Origin of the sequence: Bacillus sp. TH25, from assembly GCF_016650935.1 — a bacterium.
Classification (GTDB): domain Bacteria; phylum Bacillota; class Bacilli; order Bacillales; family Bacillaceae_G; genus Bacillus_A; species Bacillus_A mycoides.
This window is the reverse complement of the sequence record NZ_JAEKEU010000002.1, coordinates 241,236-256,630: the sequence shown is the minus strand read 5'-3', so window position 1 is coordinate 256,630 and position 15,395 is coordinate 241,236. Positions and strand designations below refer to the sequence as shown.

At 33.9% G+C, this 15,395-nt stretch carries 17 protein-coding genes; 11 read left to right on the top strand and 6 right to left on the bottom strand.

The features are described from left to right. Positions 1 to 44 precede the first annotated feature (44 nt). The 3 genes from JFT89_RS01400 (at position 45) to JFT89_RS01390 (ending at position 3,132) form a co-directional block, all read left to right on the top strand. Positions 45 to 2,027, top strand: a complete 1,983-nt coding sequence (locus tag JFT89_RS01400) for a methyl-accepting chemotaxis protein (RefSeq protein ID WP_201039384.1) — start codon at positions 45 to 47, stop codon at positions 2,025 to 2,027. A gap of 164 nt (positions 2,028 to 2,191) precedes the next feature. Then, positions 2,192 to 2,497, top strand: a complete 306-nt coding sequence (locus JFT89_RS01395; RefSeq protein WP_002064965.1) for a hypothetical protein — start codon at positions 2,192 to 2,194, stop codon at positions 2,495 to 2,497. Positions 2,498 to 2,763: 266 nt separating this feature from the next. Next, entirely contained in the window at positions 2,764 to 3,132 is a 369-nt protein-coding gene (locus JFT89_RS01390; RefSeq protein ID WP_016094221.1) for a DUF3979 family protein, read from the top strand. 34 nt (positions 3,133 to 3,166) lie between these two features. On the opposite strand, the gene JFT89_RS01385 is transcribed toward JFT89_RS01390, so the two are convergent. Next, positions 3,167 to 4,207 carry a YkvI family membrane protein gene (locus tag JFT89_RS01385; RefSeq protein ID WP_201039383.1) on the bottom strand — a complete coding sequence of 347 codons (1,041 nt, stop codon included), beginning with the start codon at positions 4,205 to 4,207 and terminating at the stop codon, positions 3,167 to 3,169. Positions 4,208 to 4,442: 235 nt separating this feature from the next. On the opposite strand from JFT89_RS01385, the gene JFT89_RS01380 reads away from it, so the two are divergent. The 3 genes from JFT89_RS01380 to JFT89_RS01370 all read left to right on the top strand — a co-directional run bounded on the left by JFT89_RS01380 (position 4,443) and on the right by JFT89_RS01370 (position 6,652). Next, positions 4,443 to 4,886, top strand: a complete 444-nt coding sequence (locus JFT89_RS01380) for a Dps family protein (RefSeq protein ID WP_002012416.1) — start codon at positions 4,443 to 4,445, stop codon at positions 4,884 to 4,886. Positions 4,887 to 4,993: 107 nt separating this feature from the next. Continuing rightward, positions 4,994 to 5,494: a DUF3939 domain-containing protein gene (locus JFT89_RS01375; protein WP_151304634.1), complete on the top strand. Its 501-nt coding sequence runs from the start codon at positions 4,994 to 4,996 to the stop codon at positions 5,492 to 5,494. A 216-nt stretch (positions 5,495 to 5,710) separates the two neighbouring features. Then, positions 5,711 to 6,652, top strand: a complete 942-nt coding sequence (locus tag JFT89_RS01370) for an alpha/beta hydrolase (protein WP_002064969.1) — start codon at positions 5,711 to 5,713, stop codon at positions 6,650 to 6,652. 52 nt (positions 6,653 to 6,704) lie between these two features. Here the strand turns inward: JFT89_RS01370 and JFT89_RS01365 are convergent, their stop codons facing one another. Continuing rightward, entirely contained in the window at positions 6,705 to 7,706 is a 1,002-nt protein-coding gene (locus JFT89_RS01365; RefSeq protein WP_002031450.1) for an LLM class flavin-dependent oxidoreductase, read from the bottom strand. A gap of 104 nt (positions 7,707 to 7,810) precedes the next feature. Further along, positions 7,811 to 8,002, bottom strand: coding sequence for a DUF3896 family protein (locus JFT89_RS01360; RefSeq protein WP_002012420.1), 192 nt, complete (start codon positions 8,000 to 8,002; stop codon positions 7,811 to 7,813). A 187-nt stretch (positions 8,003 to 8,189) separates the two neighbouring features. Between JFT89_RS01360 and JFT89_RS01355 the strand changes: the two genes are divergently transcribed. Beyond that, positions 8,190 to 9,662 (top strand): flavin monoamine oxidase family protein, encoded by a 1,473-nt coding sequence (locus tag JFT89_RS01355; RefSeq protein WP_016094220.1) that lies wholly within the window; start codon positions 8,190 to 8,192, stop codon positions 9,660 to 9,662. A gap of 75 nt (positions 9,663 to 9,737) precedes the next feature. After that, the gene (locus JFT89_RS01350; RefSeq protein WP_002126982.1) at positions 9,738 to 10,322 is read left to right on the top strand and encodes a GNAT family N-acetyltransferase; all 585 of its coding nucleotides are present in this window, start codon (positions 9,738 to 9,740) and stop codon (positions 10,320 to 10,322) included. Between the two features lie 24 nt (positions 10,323 to 10,346). Here the strand turns inward: JFT89_RS01350 and JFT89_RS01345 are convergent, their stop codons facing one another. Then, entirely contained in the window at positions 10,347 to 11,249 is a 903-nt protein-coding gene (locus JFT89_RS01345; protein ID WP_002064972.1) for an aldo/keto reductase, read from the bottom strand. 165 nt (positions 11,250 to 11,414) lie between these two features. Here JFT89_RS01345 and JFT89_RS01340 point away from each other — a divergent pair, with 165 nt between their 5' ends. The 3 genes from JFT89_RS01340 (at position 11,415) to JFT89_RS01330 (ending at position 13,763) form a co-directional block, all read left to right on the top strand. Further along, positions 11,415 to 12,365 carry a CobW family GTP-binding protein gene (locus tag JFT89_RS01340; protein ID WP_002064973.1) on the top strand — a complete coding sequence of 317 codons (951 nt, stop codon included), beginning with the start codon at positions 11,415 to 11,417 and terminating at the stop codon, positions 12,363 to 12,365. A 109-nt stretch (positions 12,366 to 12,474) separates the two neighbouring features. Continuing rightward, the gene (locus tag JFT89_RS01335; RefSeq protein WP_016094219.1) at positions 12,475 to 12,999 is read left to right on the top strand and encodes a PadR family transcriptional regulator; all 525 of its coding nucleotides are present in this window, start codon (positions 12,475 to 12,477) and stop codon (positions 12,997 to 12,999) included. Positions 13,000 to 13,016: 17 nt separating this feature from the next. Next, positions 13,017 to 13,763, top strand: a complete 747-nt coding sequence (locus JFT89_RS01330) for a VOC family protein (protein WP_002135827.1) — start codon at positions 13,017 to 13,019, stop codon at positions 13,761 to 13,763. 14 nt (positions 13,764 to 13,777) lie between these two features. Here JFT89_RS01330 and JFT89_RS01325 read toward each other — a convergent pair whose 3' ends face one another. Both JFT89_RS01325 and JFT89_RS01320 read right to left on the bottom strand, forming a co-directional pair. Beyond that, positions 13,778 to 14,248 (bottom strand): GNAT family N-acetyltransferase, encoded by a 471-nt coding sequence (locus JFT89_RS01325; RefSeq protein ID WP_002064976.1) that lies wholly within the window; start codon positions 14,246 to 14,248, stop codon positions 13,778 to 13,780. Between the two features lie 136 nt (positions 14,249 to 14,384). Next, on the bottom strand, positions 14,385 to 15,335 hold the full coding sequence (locus tag JFT89_RS01320; RefSeq protein WP_016094218.1) for a metal ABC transporter substrate-binding protein: 951 nt from the start codon (positions 15,333 to 15,335) through the stop codon (positions 14,385 to 14,387). Positions 15,336 to 15,395: the final 60 nt, after the last annotated feature.

The window sequence follows — 15,395 nt, the reverse complement described above, 5'->3', positions numbered from 1 at the left end:
TTATTTATCTTTAAAACTTAATATTTAAATTTAGGAGGTTTATAATGAATAAACTGTTAAGGTGGTTTCGAGATATAAAAGTAGCAAAAAAGCTATTAATTTCATTTTTGGTAATTTTAATTGCAGCTGTCTCTATTATTGGAGGCATGTCTTATCAAACGGCTAAAAAGAATTTTGAATCACAAATTACGAGTAGTGCTCACGATAATATAAAAATATTAGATAATTTAATCAATCAAATGATTGAGGCGAAATTTAACGAAGTAAATAACTTTGCACGAGTGATTCATAGTGATATGTATCAAGGAGATAATCAAGATGAATTAAGAAAGGTGTTATCTCAATATATTAATTTAAATAAAGATATTGAACAAGTATATGTTGCCGGCAATGATAAGAAGTTTGTGCAAGAACCAAATATACAAATGGCAGCAGATTATGATCCAACAACCCGCTCTTGGTATAAAGATGCAGTGAGTAAACAAGGTGGAATCGTGGTCACTGAACCGTATAAGGCGAAAGGAAATGGACATATTGTCGTAACGATTGCGAAACAAACAGAAGATAAAAATGGTGTTGTTGCGGTAGATTTAAGTTTAGAGAATTTATTGAAAACAACAAAGCTAATCAATATTGGTAAAAAAGGATATACTTTCATTTTAGATGGAAAACAAAAAATAATTGCGCATCCTCAAGAAAAACCAGGAGATAAAGCAGCTGATTCTTGGGCAAAGAAAATTTACGAAGATAATCAGGGCACTTTTTCATACACGTATGACGGTAGTGAAAAGAAAATGGTATTTGCTACAAACTTAAAAACAGGATGGAAAATCGGTGGAACGATGTACTCAAATGAAGTAATTGAAGCTGCTCAGCCTGTATTTTATAATATGTTAATGGTTATGCTTATTTCACTAGTTATAGGAGGAGCACTTATTTATTTCGTAACGCTTTCTATTACAAAACCTTTAAAGAGATTAGTTGCCACTTCTAAAGAAATAAGTGAAGGAGATTTAACGCAAACAATTGAAATTCATTCAAACGATGAAATTGGTCAACTTGCAAAAGGTTTTAATGAGATGACAGATTCACTACGAACGTTAATTGGAAGAATTAATGATTCGGCCGGGCATGTTGCAGCGGCATCAGAAGAGCTAACTGCGAGTGTAAGACAAGCGAGTGAAGCAACGGAACAAATTACAATGGCAATGGATGAAATATCAAGTGGGGCAACGACGCAAACAACAAGTGTAGAAAATGGTGCGATGTTATTGTTTGATGTAACAGAAGGAATTCAGCATGTAGCAAATAGTTCATCATCTATTAATACGGCTTCTACTCATACTCGTGAAAAAGCAGAAGATGGTGGAAAGCTAGTAGGGAAAACAGTAAATCAAATGCAGTCTATTGCGGCATCTGTTTCGCAATCAGATGCAGTTATTCAGTTATTAAATAACAAATCAAAGCAAATTGGTGATATTCTAGAAGTAATTCAAAATATTGCAGATCAAACAAATCTTCTTGCTTTAAATGCTGCAATTGAAGCTGCAAGAGCTGGTGAGCACGGAAGAGGATTTGCGATCGTTGCAGATGAAGTACGTAAATTGGCAGAGCAATCTAGTGTATCATCGAGTGAAATTAGTAAATTAATTTCTGAAATACAAGATGATATGAGTAAGACAGTAAAATCTATGAATAATGTAAATGAAGAAGTTCAATCTGGACTTGTTATCGCAAATGAAACGAAACAAAATTTTGCTGAGATTTTACAATCTACAAATGAAATTGTTGATCAAATTAAAACGATGGTTGAAACAGCTAATGGAATGTCAAAAGGTGCAAATGAAGTATCTATTTCGGTTGGTCAAATTGCTATGACGGCACAAAATAATGCGACGAGTACACAAAGTGTTGCAGCGTCAGCTGAGGAGCAGCTAGCTTCCATGGAGGAAATTGGTTCTGCAGCTGGTACACTATCTCAAATGGCTGAAGAGTTACAAGTATTAATTGAAAGATTTAAAGTATAAAAAGGGGAGGCTGTCTCAAAATAGCATTAGTGCTATTAGAGACAGTCTTTTAGCTGATAAACGGATTAGAGGTTCAATGTATTTAATGTTTGTCGAAAAATAGAGGAATTTGTTAAGCGGGTGTATAATTAATATAATATAGACTACGTTTAAAGGAGATCAGTATGGGAGTGTATTGGGGAACGAAAAGACATTCTTGGCTTAGCTATGTCTCGTTTTGGTTAAGCATTTTATTCTTTGTTGCTTTTTTAATTGAAGTGTTTGTATTTAAAACACTTTCAAATAGCTCATTACAAATCGTTAAATACTTTTATTTTATATTTGTTCCATTAAATATCATTCTTAGTTTAAGGTTATTATTTAAGAAGAATGAAAAGAAAATATTACCGATTTTTAGTTTAATTGTATCACTATTATTTGCAAGTTTAATTATAGTGTTAGCATTAGCAGCTACAGGGAAAATCTTATGAGGAGAGTGATATAAATTACTCTTCTTTTTTGTGGTTTTTTAAGAGTTATAAGTAGTGTGTAGGAAATAAGGAAAGTGATAAGTTATCAGTAAGGGAACATACTAGTGAATAGAGAGTGAACTGAAAATACTATATGTTTTGTATGTGTTTATAAAGCAAATGAATGCGGTAAGATTTGTGATATATGGTACAATAAACATGGATAGTGATAGAGATAAAGGGTATATAAAATACTCATCGTTTTTTAGTAAGAGAGGGGTTATCTTATGCTATACGAGGATTTGATGACATTATTCCAAGCTGCTCCGATAGAATTGGATAGAGGCGGCTGGAAATATATAATCCAGGAACAAAATGATAAATATGAAATTGTTGATGAAATGTTAAAAAAGCAAATGAATGTTGAATTGTATTTTAATGAGTATGATGAGGTGAAAATCACTTTATATAAAGATGGAAGCCCCATTACTACTATGCAAAGAATTGCTATTTCAAAAGTTGAGTTAGATGAAGAGGAAGAAGGCATTCAATTCGTATTAGAACGCATGCCAAGTCGAATGATTCGTTTGCAATTAAAGCCATACCTTGCAGTAGAAATGGGGCCGTACTGGGAAGTATGTGAAGACTGTGAATGAACATGAAAAAACATCCGTATACACGGATGTTTTTTCATGTTTTTTGAAGTTGTTTAAAGGCAATAATCGGTAGTAAAATGATGCTCACCCAACCGATAATAGGGTATAGAATATGAAGTAATTCACTATATCCGATGAAACTAAAGCAATAACTAATTAGTAATATGAAGTAAATAATGTTATTACTTTTCCATCCGGTAATGGATTGCATTTGTTTTGTCATCCCGAACACATTACCAACTAAAGTTGTGAACACTTCACCGAAAATAATAAGAACAAAGAAAAAGTGAAAAGTTGCATTAAATCTTCTTATGACTTCAGCCATTGGGATATTGTATTGATAAAATTGGTCGACTGATAAGATAGCTAAATGGCTGCATAATAAAATTAAAGAAAGTCCTGCACCACCTAAAATTCCACCCCACAAAATGGCTTTTCGATCTTTTACTTCACTGGCTAACGGGACGAGAACGCTTTGGGCGAGCGAAAGATTTAAAGCGACATATGTAATAGGGCTAGTAATCCACTTCATATTCCAGCTCTCTGCAGGAATAGTATTACTAATAGGTGTTGTACTATGGAAAAAGGTTGTAATAGCGAGTCCGATAATAAAGATCATCATAATAGGTACGACAAGCGTATTTACTTCAAAAACACCTTGTAATCCCCGGCTCCCAATAATGAGACAGGCGATGACCGTGATGAAAATACCAAGTTGTCTCGGGAGGCGGAGTTGTTCTTCAAATACTGCACCGGCTCCTGATAACATAACGCTCGTTACACCAAATAATACGAGTAATAGTAATGTGTTTATGACATTTCCAAATACATCCCCAAATAAATATTTGTTGAATTCTTGAGCTGAGAATGCCCCTATTTGTGATGAAAGTAACATCATCTTTGTGCCGAGCCAAATAAAAAAAAATCCACTTATACATATGCCAATGGTTCCGTAAAATCCGTTAACTGTAAAAAATTCAACAATTTCGCGCCCAGTAGCAAATCCAGCTCCAACGACCGTTCCGATATAAGTAGCAGCGACTTTCTTTGCTACTTGCCATTGTTGATTGTCCATGTTATCCCTCTTTCTTCTATGATGAGCTTGACTTACTATTATGCATATGTGTGAGCTTGGACAATTAGACATATGAAGTAGTTGAAAGGATACATGAATTATATGATATTAGGGAAATATTAAGGTTGTTAAAACTTTGTTACATATAAGCTGTTCATTCAAAAGAATAGGGAATGTATGGTAAAATGAAGTTAGGTCATTAAAAGATAGTAACATGATAAGAGGAGTGGATTGTATGAGTACGAAAACGAATGTTGTTGAAGTATTAAACAAGCAGGTAGCAAACTGGAATGTATTATATGTCAAACTGCATAATTATCATTGGTATGTGACAGGACCGCACTTCTTTACATTACATGAGAAATTTGAAGAGTTTTATAATGAAGCAGGAACATACATTGATGAGTTAGCAGAGCGTATTTTAGCGTTAGAAGGAAAACCGTTAGCGACAATGAAAGAGTATTTAGCAACTTCAACTGTAATCGAAGGGACAAGCAAAGAGTCTGCAGAAGAAATGGTGCAAATTTTAGTAAACGATTTTTCTGCACTTATTCAAGAATTAAAAGAAGGTATGGAAGTAGCTGATGAAGCTGATGATGAAACATCGGCTGATATGCTATTAGCAATTCATACGACATTAGAACAACATGTGTGGATGTTAAGTGCATTCTTAAAATAAACATAAATTGATTAAAGAAAAACTCTATTGAAAAATTCTTTCAATAGAGTTTTTTTGATTTTTCAGTTTTCTTTTATGCTATAATATAGTAAAAAGGAGGCGATACAATGTTTCGCTTTTTCAGAACTGGAAAAGAAGATAGGGAAATTACGAAAGATGAATTAGAACAAGCGATGGCGAAGTTTCTAGAAACGAATGCTAATATCGTTTATACAGTTTTAGTAAATGATGATTACACAGTAAATTATGATTTGTTAAAGCCCTATTTACCTGCATTTCCAACAAATTTTTTTCTGATAACGAAGGAAACGCTTGAAGTATTTGAACATACAGAAGAAAATTTAAACCTAGTTAAAGAAATTGATATCGTACAAAAGGCCGTAGATCAATATGTAACAGAAAAAGAAATGTTCCCAATTGTTGAAGATAGCGAAGATCGCCTCATATGCGGAGTGAAGCTAGGACCATATTTAAATCGTATATTAAAAAGAAACTTATATATTTCAGAAAAGCATTATTTAGTTTCAAGTAAACCAGATAAGAAAAAAAGAATAGTGGGCAGATGTTATGAGAACAACAATAATATTATTGTTGTCTTTTTTTATTAAAATATTGATTTTTCAGTTTATTTAACTTTATACTACAACTAGTGGATAGGAAGGAGTGGTGTATTATGCGTATACATACATTAACTATTAAATATCATTCTGAGAATCAGGTATTATTAAGTTGAATTGTAGAATTTAACTACTTATACCGTGACCCTAGAATGATAGGAAGATTGGAGAAGCAATTATTATAAAAGGTTACGGGGGAATTCCTATATGGAAAATAATATGACTTATATTAAGTTATTAAATGAAACGTTACATTGTTATGCAAATAAAGGAAGTTTTGAAGCGTATTCTTATATAATGAATAATGCTAAAGATGTAATGGGTAATGAAGCACAAATATATAATTTTAAATATGCATTAGCAAGTGCAGCAGGACTTGAAGAAGAAGCGTTGCATTTAATGAAGAAAGCAATTATAGAAAATGGATTTTGGTACGGAAGTGAGTATTTAATTTCCGATGATGATTTAAAACCACTACATAAATTTGAAGAGTTTCATAGAATGGTTCAATTATGTAAAGAAAGAGAAGAATTAGCAAAGAAATCGGAACAAGCAGACTTGAAATATAAATACAGCAAACAAACTGAAAATCTACTAATAACACTGCATGGGGATCAAGAAAATATACAAATAATAGAACCATATTGGAACTCTGTAATGGAACAAGGTTTTATGCTAGCATTGCCTCAATCTTCCCAAATTCAATTTTCAGATGGATATGTGTGGGATAATATCGAAAGAGGAAGAGATGAGTTAAAAGGACATTACAATAAGATTAAAGTGAATAAAACATTTGGGAATATTATTATTGGTGGCTTTTCTGCTGGGGCAAGAGTAGCGTTACATTCCATGTTACAAGGTGAAATAGAAGTGAACGGTTTTATTTTTGTGGCACCGTGGCTTCCGGAAATGGAAGAATGGGAAGAGATGATTGGAATATTGCATGATAAAAGCATAAAAGGATATATAATATGTGGGGATCAAGATGAAGATTGTTTTGAAGGTACACAGCAATTTGTAACGTTATTAAAGGATAAAAATATAGAACATAAGTATAAAGTTGTGCCTAACTTAAATCATGATTATCCTCATAATTTTGATGAGTTATTAAAAGAAGCTATTGAATATATAGGAAGCAAAAACAATTGATTGGTAGTAAGAAAAGGAGATGCATCATATGTGATGCATCTCCTTTTCGTTATTATAAATTAAAAGCATCTGCCAATAGGCGATAAGAGTTTAATTTATGTTCAAATTGATGAGTAATCGTGACAATCATAAATTCGTCAGTATTATACGCTTTGCTTAAGTTTAATATTTTTTCTTTCACAGAAGACGGATCACCGACAATCATACGTTGACGATTTTCTTTTATGCGGAATAGATCATAAGCACTATACGAATAATTTTGAGCAGTTTCAATAGAAGGAGTACCAGTAGTCCGTTTTCCTTGTTCTAATAGTAAAATCGATAAATCAAGGCTTGATGCAATCTTCTCCGCTTCTTCATTTGTTTCTCCGCAAATAACAAAAATAGATACGATTGATTTTTGTTTATCGCCTAAATAGGAAGGTTGGAATTGTTCTTGGTAAGCCTTCATTACTTCAGGGCCACCGTATCCGTTAATGAACTGTGCAAATGCAAAAGAAGCGCCTTGCTTTGCGGCAATCATTGCACTTTCTCCGCTAGAACCGAGCATCCACATTTCAGGAGATGTTGGGATAACTGGAGTAGCCTTTAAGTTTGCATAATGATGGTTTTCTGGTACTTGATCATGTAAGTACATAGCAACATCTGCAATTTGTTCTGGATATTGATCAAGTGAGACCATTTTACCTTCTTGAAGTGCGCGAGTTGCTATCGGCATACCACCAGGCGCTCTCCCGACACCAAGGTCGATGCGGCCCTTATAAAGTGCTTCTAAAACGCGGAAATTCTCGGCAACTTTATATGGACTATAATGTGGCAGCATAACACCACCAGAACCAACTCTAATACGGTCAGTTTTCGCGGCAATATGTGAAATGAGTATTTCTGGACTTGAACCAGCTAAGCTAACTGAATTATGGTGCTCGGATACCCAAAAACGTGTGAATCCGAGTTTCTCAACTTCTTGTGCAAGCGTAACTGTATGTGAAATAGCTTGGGCTGCTGTGCTACCATCTGAAATAGGTGATTGGTCTAATACACTTAATTTGATCATAGAATATACCTCTCAATCTTAATGTACATCCTATTATATATTTACTTACGAAAAATGCGTAATGAAATGCTCAAAAGGAAAAGTGAATAATTTTTTATCCGCTTTTAATGAGAAAACCCTCGTTCATAATGATTCATTTCGACTAAGTTTAATATATATTCGTAGTTATCAATTTCTAAATGTATTTGCTTGCGTTCTTCTTCAGTTAGTTTAACGCTAGTGAGTTTTTTACATAACTGCTGTTTCTTTAATTCTAAATGTTTTTTTGTAGCCTGATAATCGTAAGTACGTTTCATGTGTATCCACCCTTTCCATACAGTTACTATCTGTATGTTTATCATATGAAGCATGTGGAAGGGGGAGAGCTGCACCTTATGTATTTTTAGTGAATTTTCAAATTGTGGTGATGTTATGTTTAAGTGAATTTATGAATAAAATGCACTAAACCACTAATTCGTATTTCATGAAGTAAGGGGTGGAATTGTGCAGAAAGATATAATGTATAACACTGAGATGGATGAAACATTAAAAGTTATAAATAATGGATTAAAGAAGACGACACGTCCGAAACAAATCATTGTAGTAGGGGCTGGTATGGCTGGATTAGTTTCGGCATCTTTATTAAAGGCTGCGGGACATGAAGTGAAGATTTTTGAAGCAAACAACCGGGTAGGTGGCCGTATAGAGACAGTTAGAATGGAAGATACCGGATTATATTTAGATGTTGGAGCAATGAGAATTCCGTATTCGCATACATTAACGATGGCATATATAAGAAAGTTTGGGCTACAGGTGAGCCCTTTTATTAATAGGAATGAGACAGATATTATCTACGTAAATGGTCGGAAAACGACATTAAAACAATACGAAAAAGATCCAAGTATTTTAAGATATCCTGTGGAAATGAATGAAGTTGGGAAAACGTCTGAGGAACTCTTAATGTTAGCGGTACAGCCCATTATAAATTTTATAAAAAAGAACCCAGAGAAAAATTGGGATATTGTAGTAAAGGATTTTGGGAAATATTCTACAGGTCAATTTTTAAAATATCATCCTTATCAATATAATACGTATTTTTCGCCAGTAACGATTGAGATGATAGGTGTTCTATTAGATTTAGAAGGTTTTTTAGAAAGGTCATTCGTTGAGACGTTACGTTTTTTATATATTATGCAAGAGGAGAGCGGATTTTGCGAAATAATAGGTGGGAATGATAGATTACCAAAGTCTTTTTTACCACAATTAGAAGGAAATATTATATATAATCAAAAATTAATGAAGCTTCATCAACAAGCCAATAGTGTAACAGCCTATTACCGGAACGAGGAAACTTTTGAATATAGTAGTATTACAGGGGATTTAGTTATTGTTACAATTCCTTTTTCAACAATGCGATTTGTAGAAGTAGATCCATTTGATTCGATATCTCATGCGAAGTGGAAAACAATTCGCGAATTGCATTATATGCCAGCTACAAAAATAGGAATTCAATTTAAAAGTCGTTTTTGGGAGGAACAAGGGCAATTAGGTGGGAGAATTATAACAGATCTTCCTATACGTTATGCGTATTATCCAAGCCATGGAATCGGAGAGAAAGGGCCTGCTATGATGTTAGGAAGCTATACATGGTCTTATGATGCGTTGTTATGGGATGGGTTATCAAAGGGGGATCGTATCTATTACACACTACAAAATTTAGCAACAATATTAGGTGGTCAAGTATATGATGAGTTCATGTCTGGAATATCAAAGAGTTGGACATTAGATCCATATGCGCTTGGAGGGTTTGCACTATTTCAAGCTGGCCAAGAATCAGAATTACAGCCAGTCATTGTAAAACCTGAGGGGAGAATATATTTTGCTGGTGATCATACAACGCTGTATCACGGATGGATTCAAGGTGCGATTGAATCTGGAGTTCGTGTAGCGATGGAAGTGAATGATCAAAAAGTTTAAAATTCAGAAATTTCTTTACTGTATAACTTGAGATGGATATTATTATATATAAAAGAATTATAGGGAGTGTTTACAGTGAATCCGTTATTATTCGATTTTCCTTCTGAATTTTATACTGACAGGCTTTTTATTCGAATGCCAAAACCAGGTGATGGTAAAGTTGTATATGACGCAATTCAAGCTTCAATACAAGAATTAAAACCTTGGATGGTCTTTGCACAAAAAGAGCAAACAGAGGAAGAAATAGAAGAGAGTATTAGAAAATCGCATATTCAATTTTTGCAGCGTGAGGATTTGAGATTACTAGTTTTTTCGAACGAAACAGGTGAATTTATTGCATCTGCCGGATTACATCGTATTAATTGGGATATACCTCAATTTGAAATCGGGTATTGGATTGATTCAAGGTTTAGTGGAAAGGGCTATATGGTAGAGGCTGCAAAAGGTATAACAGATTATGCTTTCACTGAATTGAAAGCAAACCGCGTAGAAATTCGTTGTGATTCTCTAAATAAGAAGAGTAGAGCGATACCAGAGAAATTAGGCTTTAAATTAGAGGGTACTTTAGAAAGCGCGAGTGTTGCGGTAGATGGAAATGGATTAAGGGATATGTGTGTATTTGCAATGACGAGAAATACATATGAAAAAGAAGAGCTGTAAAGAAACAGCTCTTCTTTTTGTTTATTATGGTACAGGATGTCCATTAGAGCTTTCGAAAATTGTAAACCATTGTTGGCGGTCTAAGTTAACTTTTGTAGCAAGAGCGGCTGTTTTCACACGATCTAATTTACCAGAGCCAACAATTGGCATCATGTTAGCTGGATGAGCAAGTAACCATGCATACATAACAGTATCGATGCTAGTAACACCTAGTTCAGTAGCAACTTTTTGTAAAGTTTCACGTACACGTATGGCACGTTCTGATTGGCCAGTAAAGATTTCACCACCAGCAAGAGGTGACCAAATCATTGGATTGATTCGTTTTTCTTGGCATAAATCAATCGTACCTTTTTCAAAATGCTCAAGCTGCATCGCAGATACTTCAATTTGATTTGTAATGAGCGGGAAATCTAAATACGAACTTAACATATTAAATTGTGAAGGTAAAAAGTTAGATACACCGAAGTGACGAACCTTTCCTTCTTGCTTTAAGCGTGAGAACGCTTCTGCCACTTCATTTGGGTCCGTGAATGGATCAGGACGATGAATGAGCAATACATCAATATAATCTGTATGTAAGTTTTGTAATGAATCCTCCGCGCTTTTTATTATATGTTCAGCACTCGTATTGTAGTGAGCAACATATCGCTCTGGAAATTTAGGGGATGGGGGAGCGATTCCACATTTAGTGATGATTTGCATATTTTCGCGTAAGGAAGGCTTGAGTTGTAACGCTTCTCCAAACAATCCTTCACATGTATATCCGCCATAAATATCAGCGTGATCGAAAGTAGTAATCCCCAAATCCATACAGTCTTCAATAAAAGAAAGTAACTCTTGCTTTGTCATATTCCATTCTGCTAAACGCCAGAACCCTTGAATAATACGAGAAAATTCTAGTGTTTCGGCCATTTGAACTCGTTCCATTATAAGTACCCCCTTGATGAATGATAATATTTTTGAAAAGGCTTTCTTGCTACATATTATTATATAGTTACCCGGTTGTACATACAATAAATATGTTTTGCTACAAAAACGTTTTTCTCTATATGCTATAATGTAGAAACATATAGCTATAAGGAGATGTAAGGAATGATTCCAGTAACAATACTAACTGGTTTTCTTGGATCAGGGAAAACGACATTATTAAATCGAATTTTATCAGAGGATCACGGCAAGAAATTAGCAGTGATTGTAAATGAAATAGGGCAAATTGGTATCGATAATCAATTAATTATGAACGTTGAAGAAGAAATTATGGAAATGACAAACGGTTGTTTATGCTGTACTGTGCGTGAAGATTTACTTGTTGCTTTAAAACAATTACTGGATGTGAAAGCAGAAGGGAAAATGGACTTTGATGGATTAGTAATTGAAACAACAGGTCTTGCAAATCCAGGTCCGATTATTCAAACTTTCTTTTTAGATCCAGTTATTCAATCTGCATACCAAATTAACGGTGTTGTAACAGTTGTAGATAGCTATCATATACATAAACATTTTGAAAAGGGACTAGAAGCAAAAGAACAAATTGCCTTTGCTGATGTTGTGTTAGTTAATAAATTAGATTTAATTGAAGAAAATGAGAAAGAAAATCTCTTGCATGAACTTCAAGGAATTAACCCGACTGCAAAGTTAATCGAGGCGACTAACTGTGAGGTAGATATTCCATCGTTATTACAAATTCAAACGTTTAAAACGAAAGATACGCTGCAAATTTACCCTCATACAGAATATAACCATCTAGAAGGTGTAAAATCGTTTGTACTACGTGAAGAACGTCCGTTAGATTTACAAAAATTGAATGAGTGGATGTCAGCTGTCGTTCAGGAACTAGGGGAGCATTTATATCGCTACAAAGGAATTTTATCTATTGATGGAGTAGATAAACGTATTGTTTTCCAAGGTGTGCATACGTTATTTGCTGCTTCGTACGATAGAGAGTGGCAAGAGGGCGAAGAGCGAGTAAGCGAAGTAGTTTTCATCGGAAGAGATATTAATAAAGAATGGTTCCAAGAACATTTCCAAGAGTGTGTGAAATAAGTCTGCGTATATTGCAGGCTTTTTTTGTTTACTAAAATTGGAATTTGTATTAAAATAATCTGAAAATACTAAACGTTTAGTGTTTTGTTAGGGGTAGGGGGGAGAAAAGGTGCGTTTAATGATTCTTGGATTGCTTACTAAAAGGGAGTCGCTATCTGGTTATGAAATACAGCAGGCGCTAAATATGGTGCAAAGTAATAAATGGGCGGAAGTTTTCCCAGCTTCTATTTATCACGCATTAAAAAAAATGGAAAATGAAAATTTCATTCAAGTTAAAGCAATTGAAATGACCGGAAAACGGTCGAAAACGATATATTGTATTACAGACAAGGGAAGTCAAGAATTTAAAAGGTTATTAAAGGAGTCGTTTCAAAAAACTTCAGTTATGTTTCCAAAACATCTATATACAGCGTTAACATTTCTGTCAGAAGAAGAGAGTATGAGAGAGGAGATTTTAGAAGCTTTAGAAGAGCAGAAAAGTGAAATACGATCTACTTATGAAGAGATGAGGGAAGGAGAAAGACTAAAAGATAACGCGCCAGCGTATGTGAAACTAATTTTCGAAAATATGTATGAACAATGTGAGATGCAACTTCGATTTATTCATAGGTTAGAGAAACTATTAAAAAAATAAAAATGTGGTGGAAGAATATGAAAATCGATCATCTTGTTATAAATGTAAATAAAGAAATACAAGAAAATAAGGAAACGATTAAAAATGTACATTCTATCGGGCTTCCATATGTTCCGAAATGGGGAAAGGGAACGAAAGGGTTTAAAGTATCTAACATATGGATTGGAAAAGAATATTTAGAATTAGTAAGAATAAAAACAAAAGATGGGGGTGGTTGGGTACAAGAGTGGGTTCAGAAATATTGTGATGGCCATAGGGGACTTATCGGACTGGCAATTGATGTTGAAAATATAGATAAAGTGTATGGAAAAATGATAGAAGGTGGAATTGGAATTACAAAACCAGAACCATTACAATACAAGTGGTTTTTTAATTTATTTAAGAAAACTATGCCGTGGAAAAATGCATACATACAGCCGATGAAGGGGATGCCGTTTCAATTCTTTCTACAACAAATGGACGATCAAAAGAGCAGAGAATATATGGAGAAATATATGTATCCAAATAGTTTGGAGCAGGGAATTACAGGAATAAATACGGTGAAATTATATGGAGAAATAACAAATGAAGATAGAGACATTATTAGTTGTCTATTTTCAGATGTTACAAATGAAGAAGAAGAAATAGTAATACGTTTAAACAATCAAATGATTTATCTAATTCAATCGGATGAGCATTTTACGGAGATAATACTAGATTGCAAAAGCGAAGCACATAGGGAGAAGAAATTAAATATAGAAAATGTGACATTAATAAATAAATAATAAAAAGCCTGTTTTCACAGGCTTGTATTTTCATCTATAAGTAATTCCATTACAACACCTACAACTGGGCCCTCGTCATCAATATCCCCATTTAAACGGAAGCCAAATGACTCATATAGTCCCATTGCGTGTTTGTTGTCAGGATGTAAACTTAAATAAATTATTTTACATTCAAATTTTTCTTGTAAGAATTGAATGAGTATGCGAAGGAAACGTTTTGCGTATCCTTTTCCTTGATATTGTTGATCAATCATAAAGCGATCTAACCAAACACTTTTACGTTTCCCCCAATACCATCCATACATTGCATACCCTACAAGTGTTTCTCCATCATATAAACCTACTGACGTTCCGTTTCCTTCAAATAATGATTCTGCTAAAGAAAACGCATTGCTTTCAATAAATTGCTGCTGGTCTTTTGTGACGTTTAAAGCAGCTACTGAACGCCAATTTTTTGCTGTTACTTCACTAATGTGAAGAGTCATAATTCCAACTCACCTTCTAAATTAATATAGCTTAAAAGCTAATATGGATAATTTTACTTGTTATTTTGGTCAAGTCAAGCGGAAACAGACAAAAAAGAAGCTGAATGGAATATTCAGCTTCTTATAAAAAAGTTGATTAGTTAGTAGCTTCTTTCAATGTATTTACGTTTTCTTCCATTAAAGTGAAGTAATCTTTATTGTTTTTTGCATCATCTTCAGAAATAGTAGCAAGGTGATTTAAACGTAAAATTTTTGTGCCAGTTTCTTGTTGAATAACGGATGCTACTTTTGGAGTAGAGAATGTTTCAAATAAAATATATTTTAGACCGTGCTCTTTTACTGTTTTTGTAATGTCAGCAAGCTGTTTTTGAGATGGTTCATCAGATGCTGAAATTCCAGCGATTGGGATTTGTTTTAAACCGTATCGTTGTTCCCAGTAGCCATAAGCTGCATGTGAAACTAATATTTCTTTCGTTTTTGCATTTGCAACAACTGCTTTAAATTGATCATCTAAATCAGTAAATTTTGTTTGTAGTGCCGCGAAGTTTTTTTCGAACTCTTTTTTATGTTCAGGCTGTAATTCTACAAGTGCATTTTTAATTTTTTCTGCTTGTTTCATCGCAAGAGTAGGATCTATCCAAACGTGTGGGTCTTTATCGTGATGATGTTCATCTTCTTTATGACCGTCTCCATGATCGTGCTGCTCTTCTTCAGATGAAGCACGAAGTTCGATATCTTTAGATGCATTTACAATTTTTACGTTTTCTTTTTTTAATGATTTTTCCATTTTTTCGGCAAATGGTTCTAATTCTGCGCCGTTATAAACAAATAAATCGGCTTTCGCCACTTGTACAGTCTGCTTTTGACTTGGTTCAAATGTATGAGAATCCGCACCAGGTGGGTAAATTGTTTCTACATTTACATAATCACCACCGATTTTTTTTGCAAAGTCAGCGAGTGGGAAAATGGTTGTATAAACAGAAAGTTTCCCATCTTTTTTCGCTGCACCTTCTTTGTTGTTAGAACATCCAGCAAAGATGAGTGTGAAAATAAGTATAAATGAAAATAGAGCTAATTTTTTAGGCATATAATTCTCCTCTTTTCTTTTTTACAATTATATTTTCTCCAAATATAAGAAGAAAATATC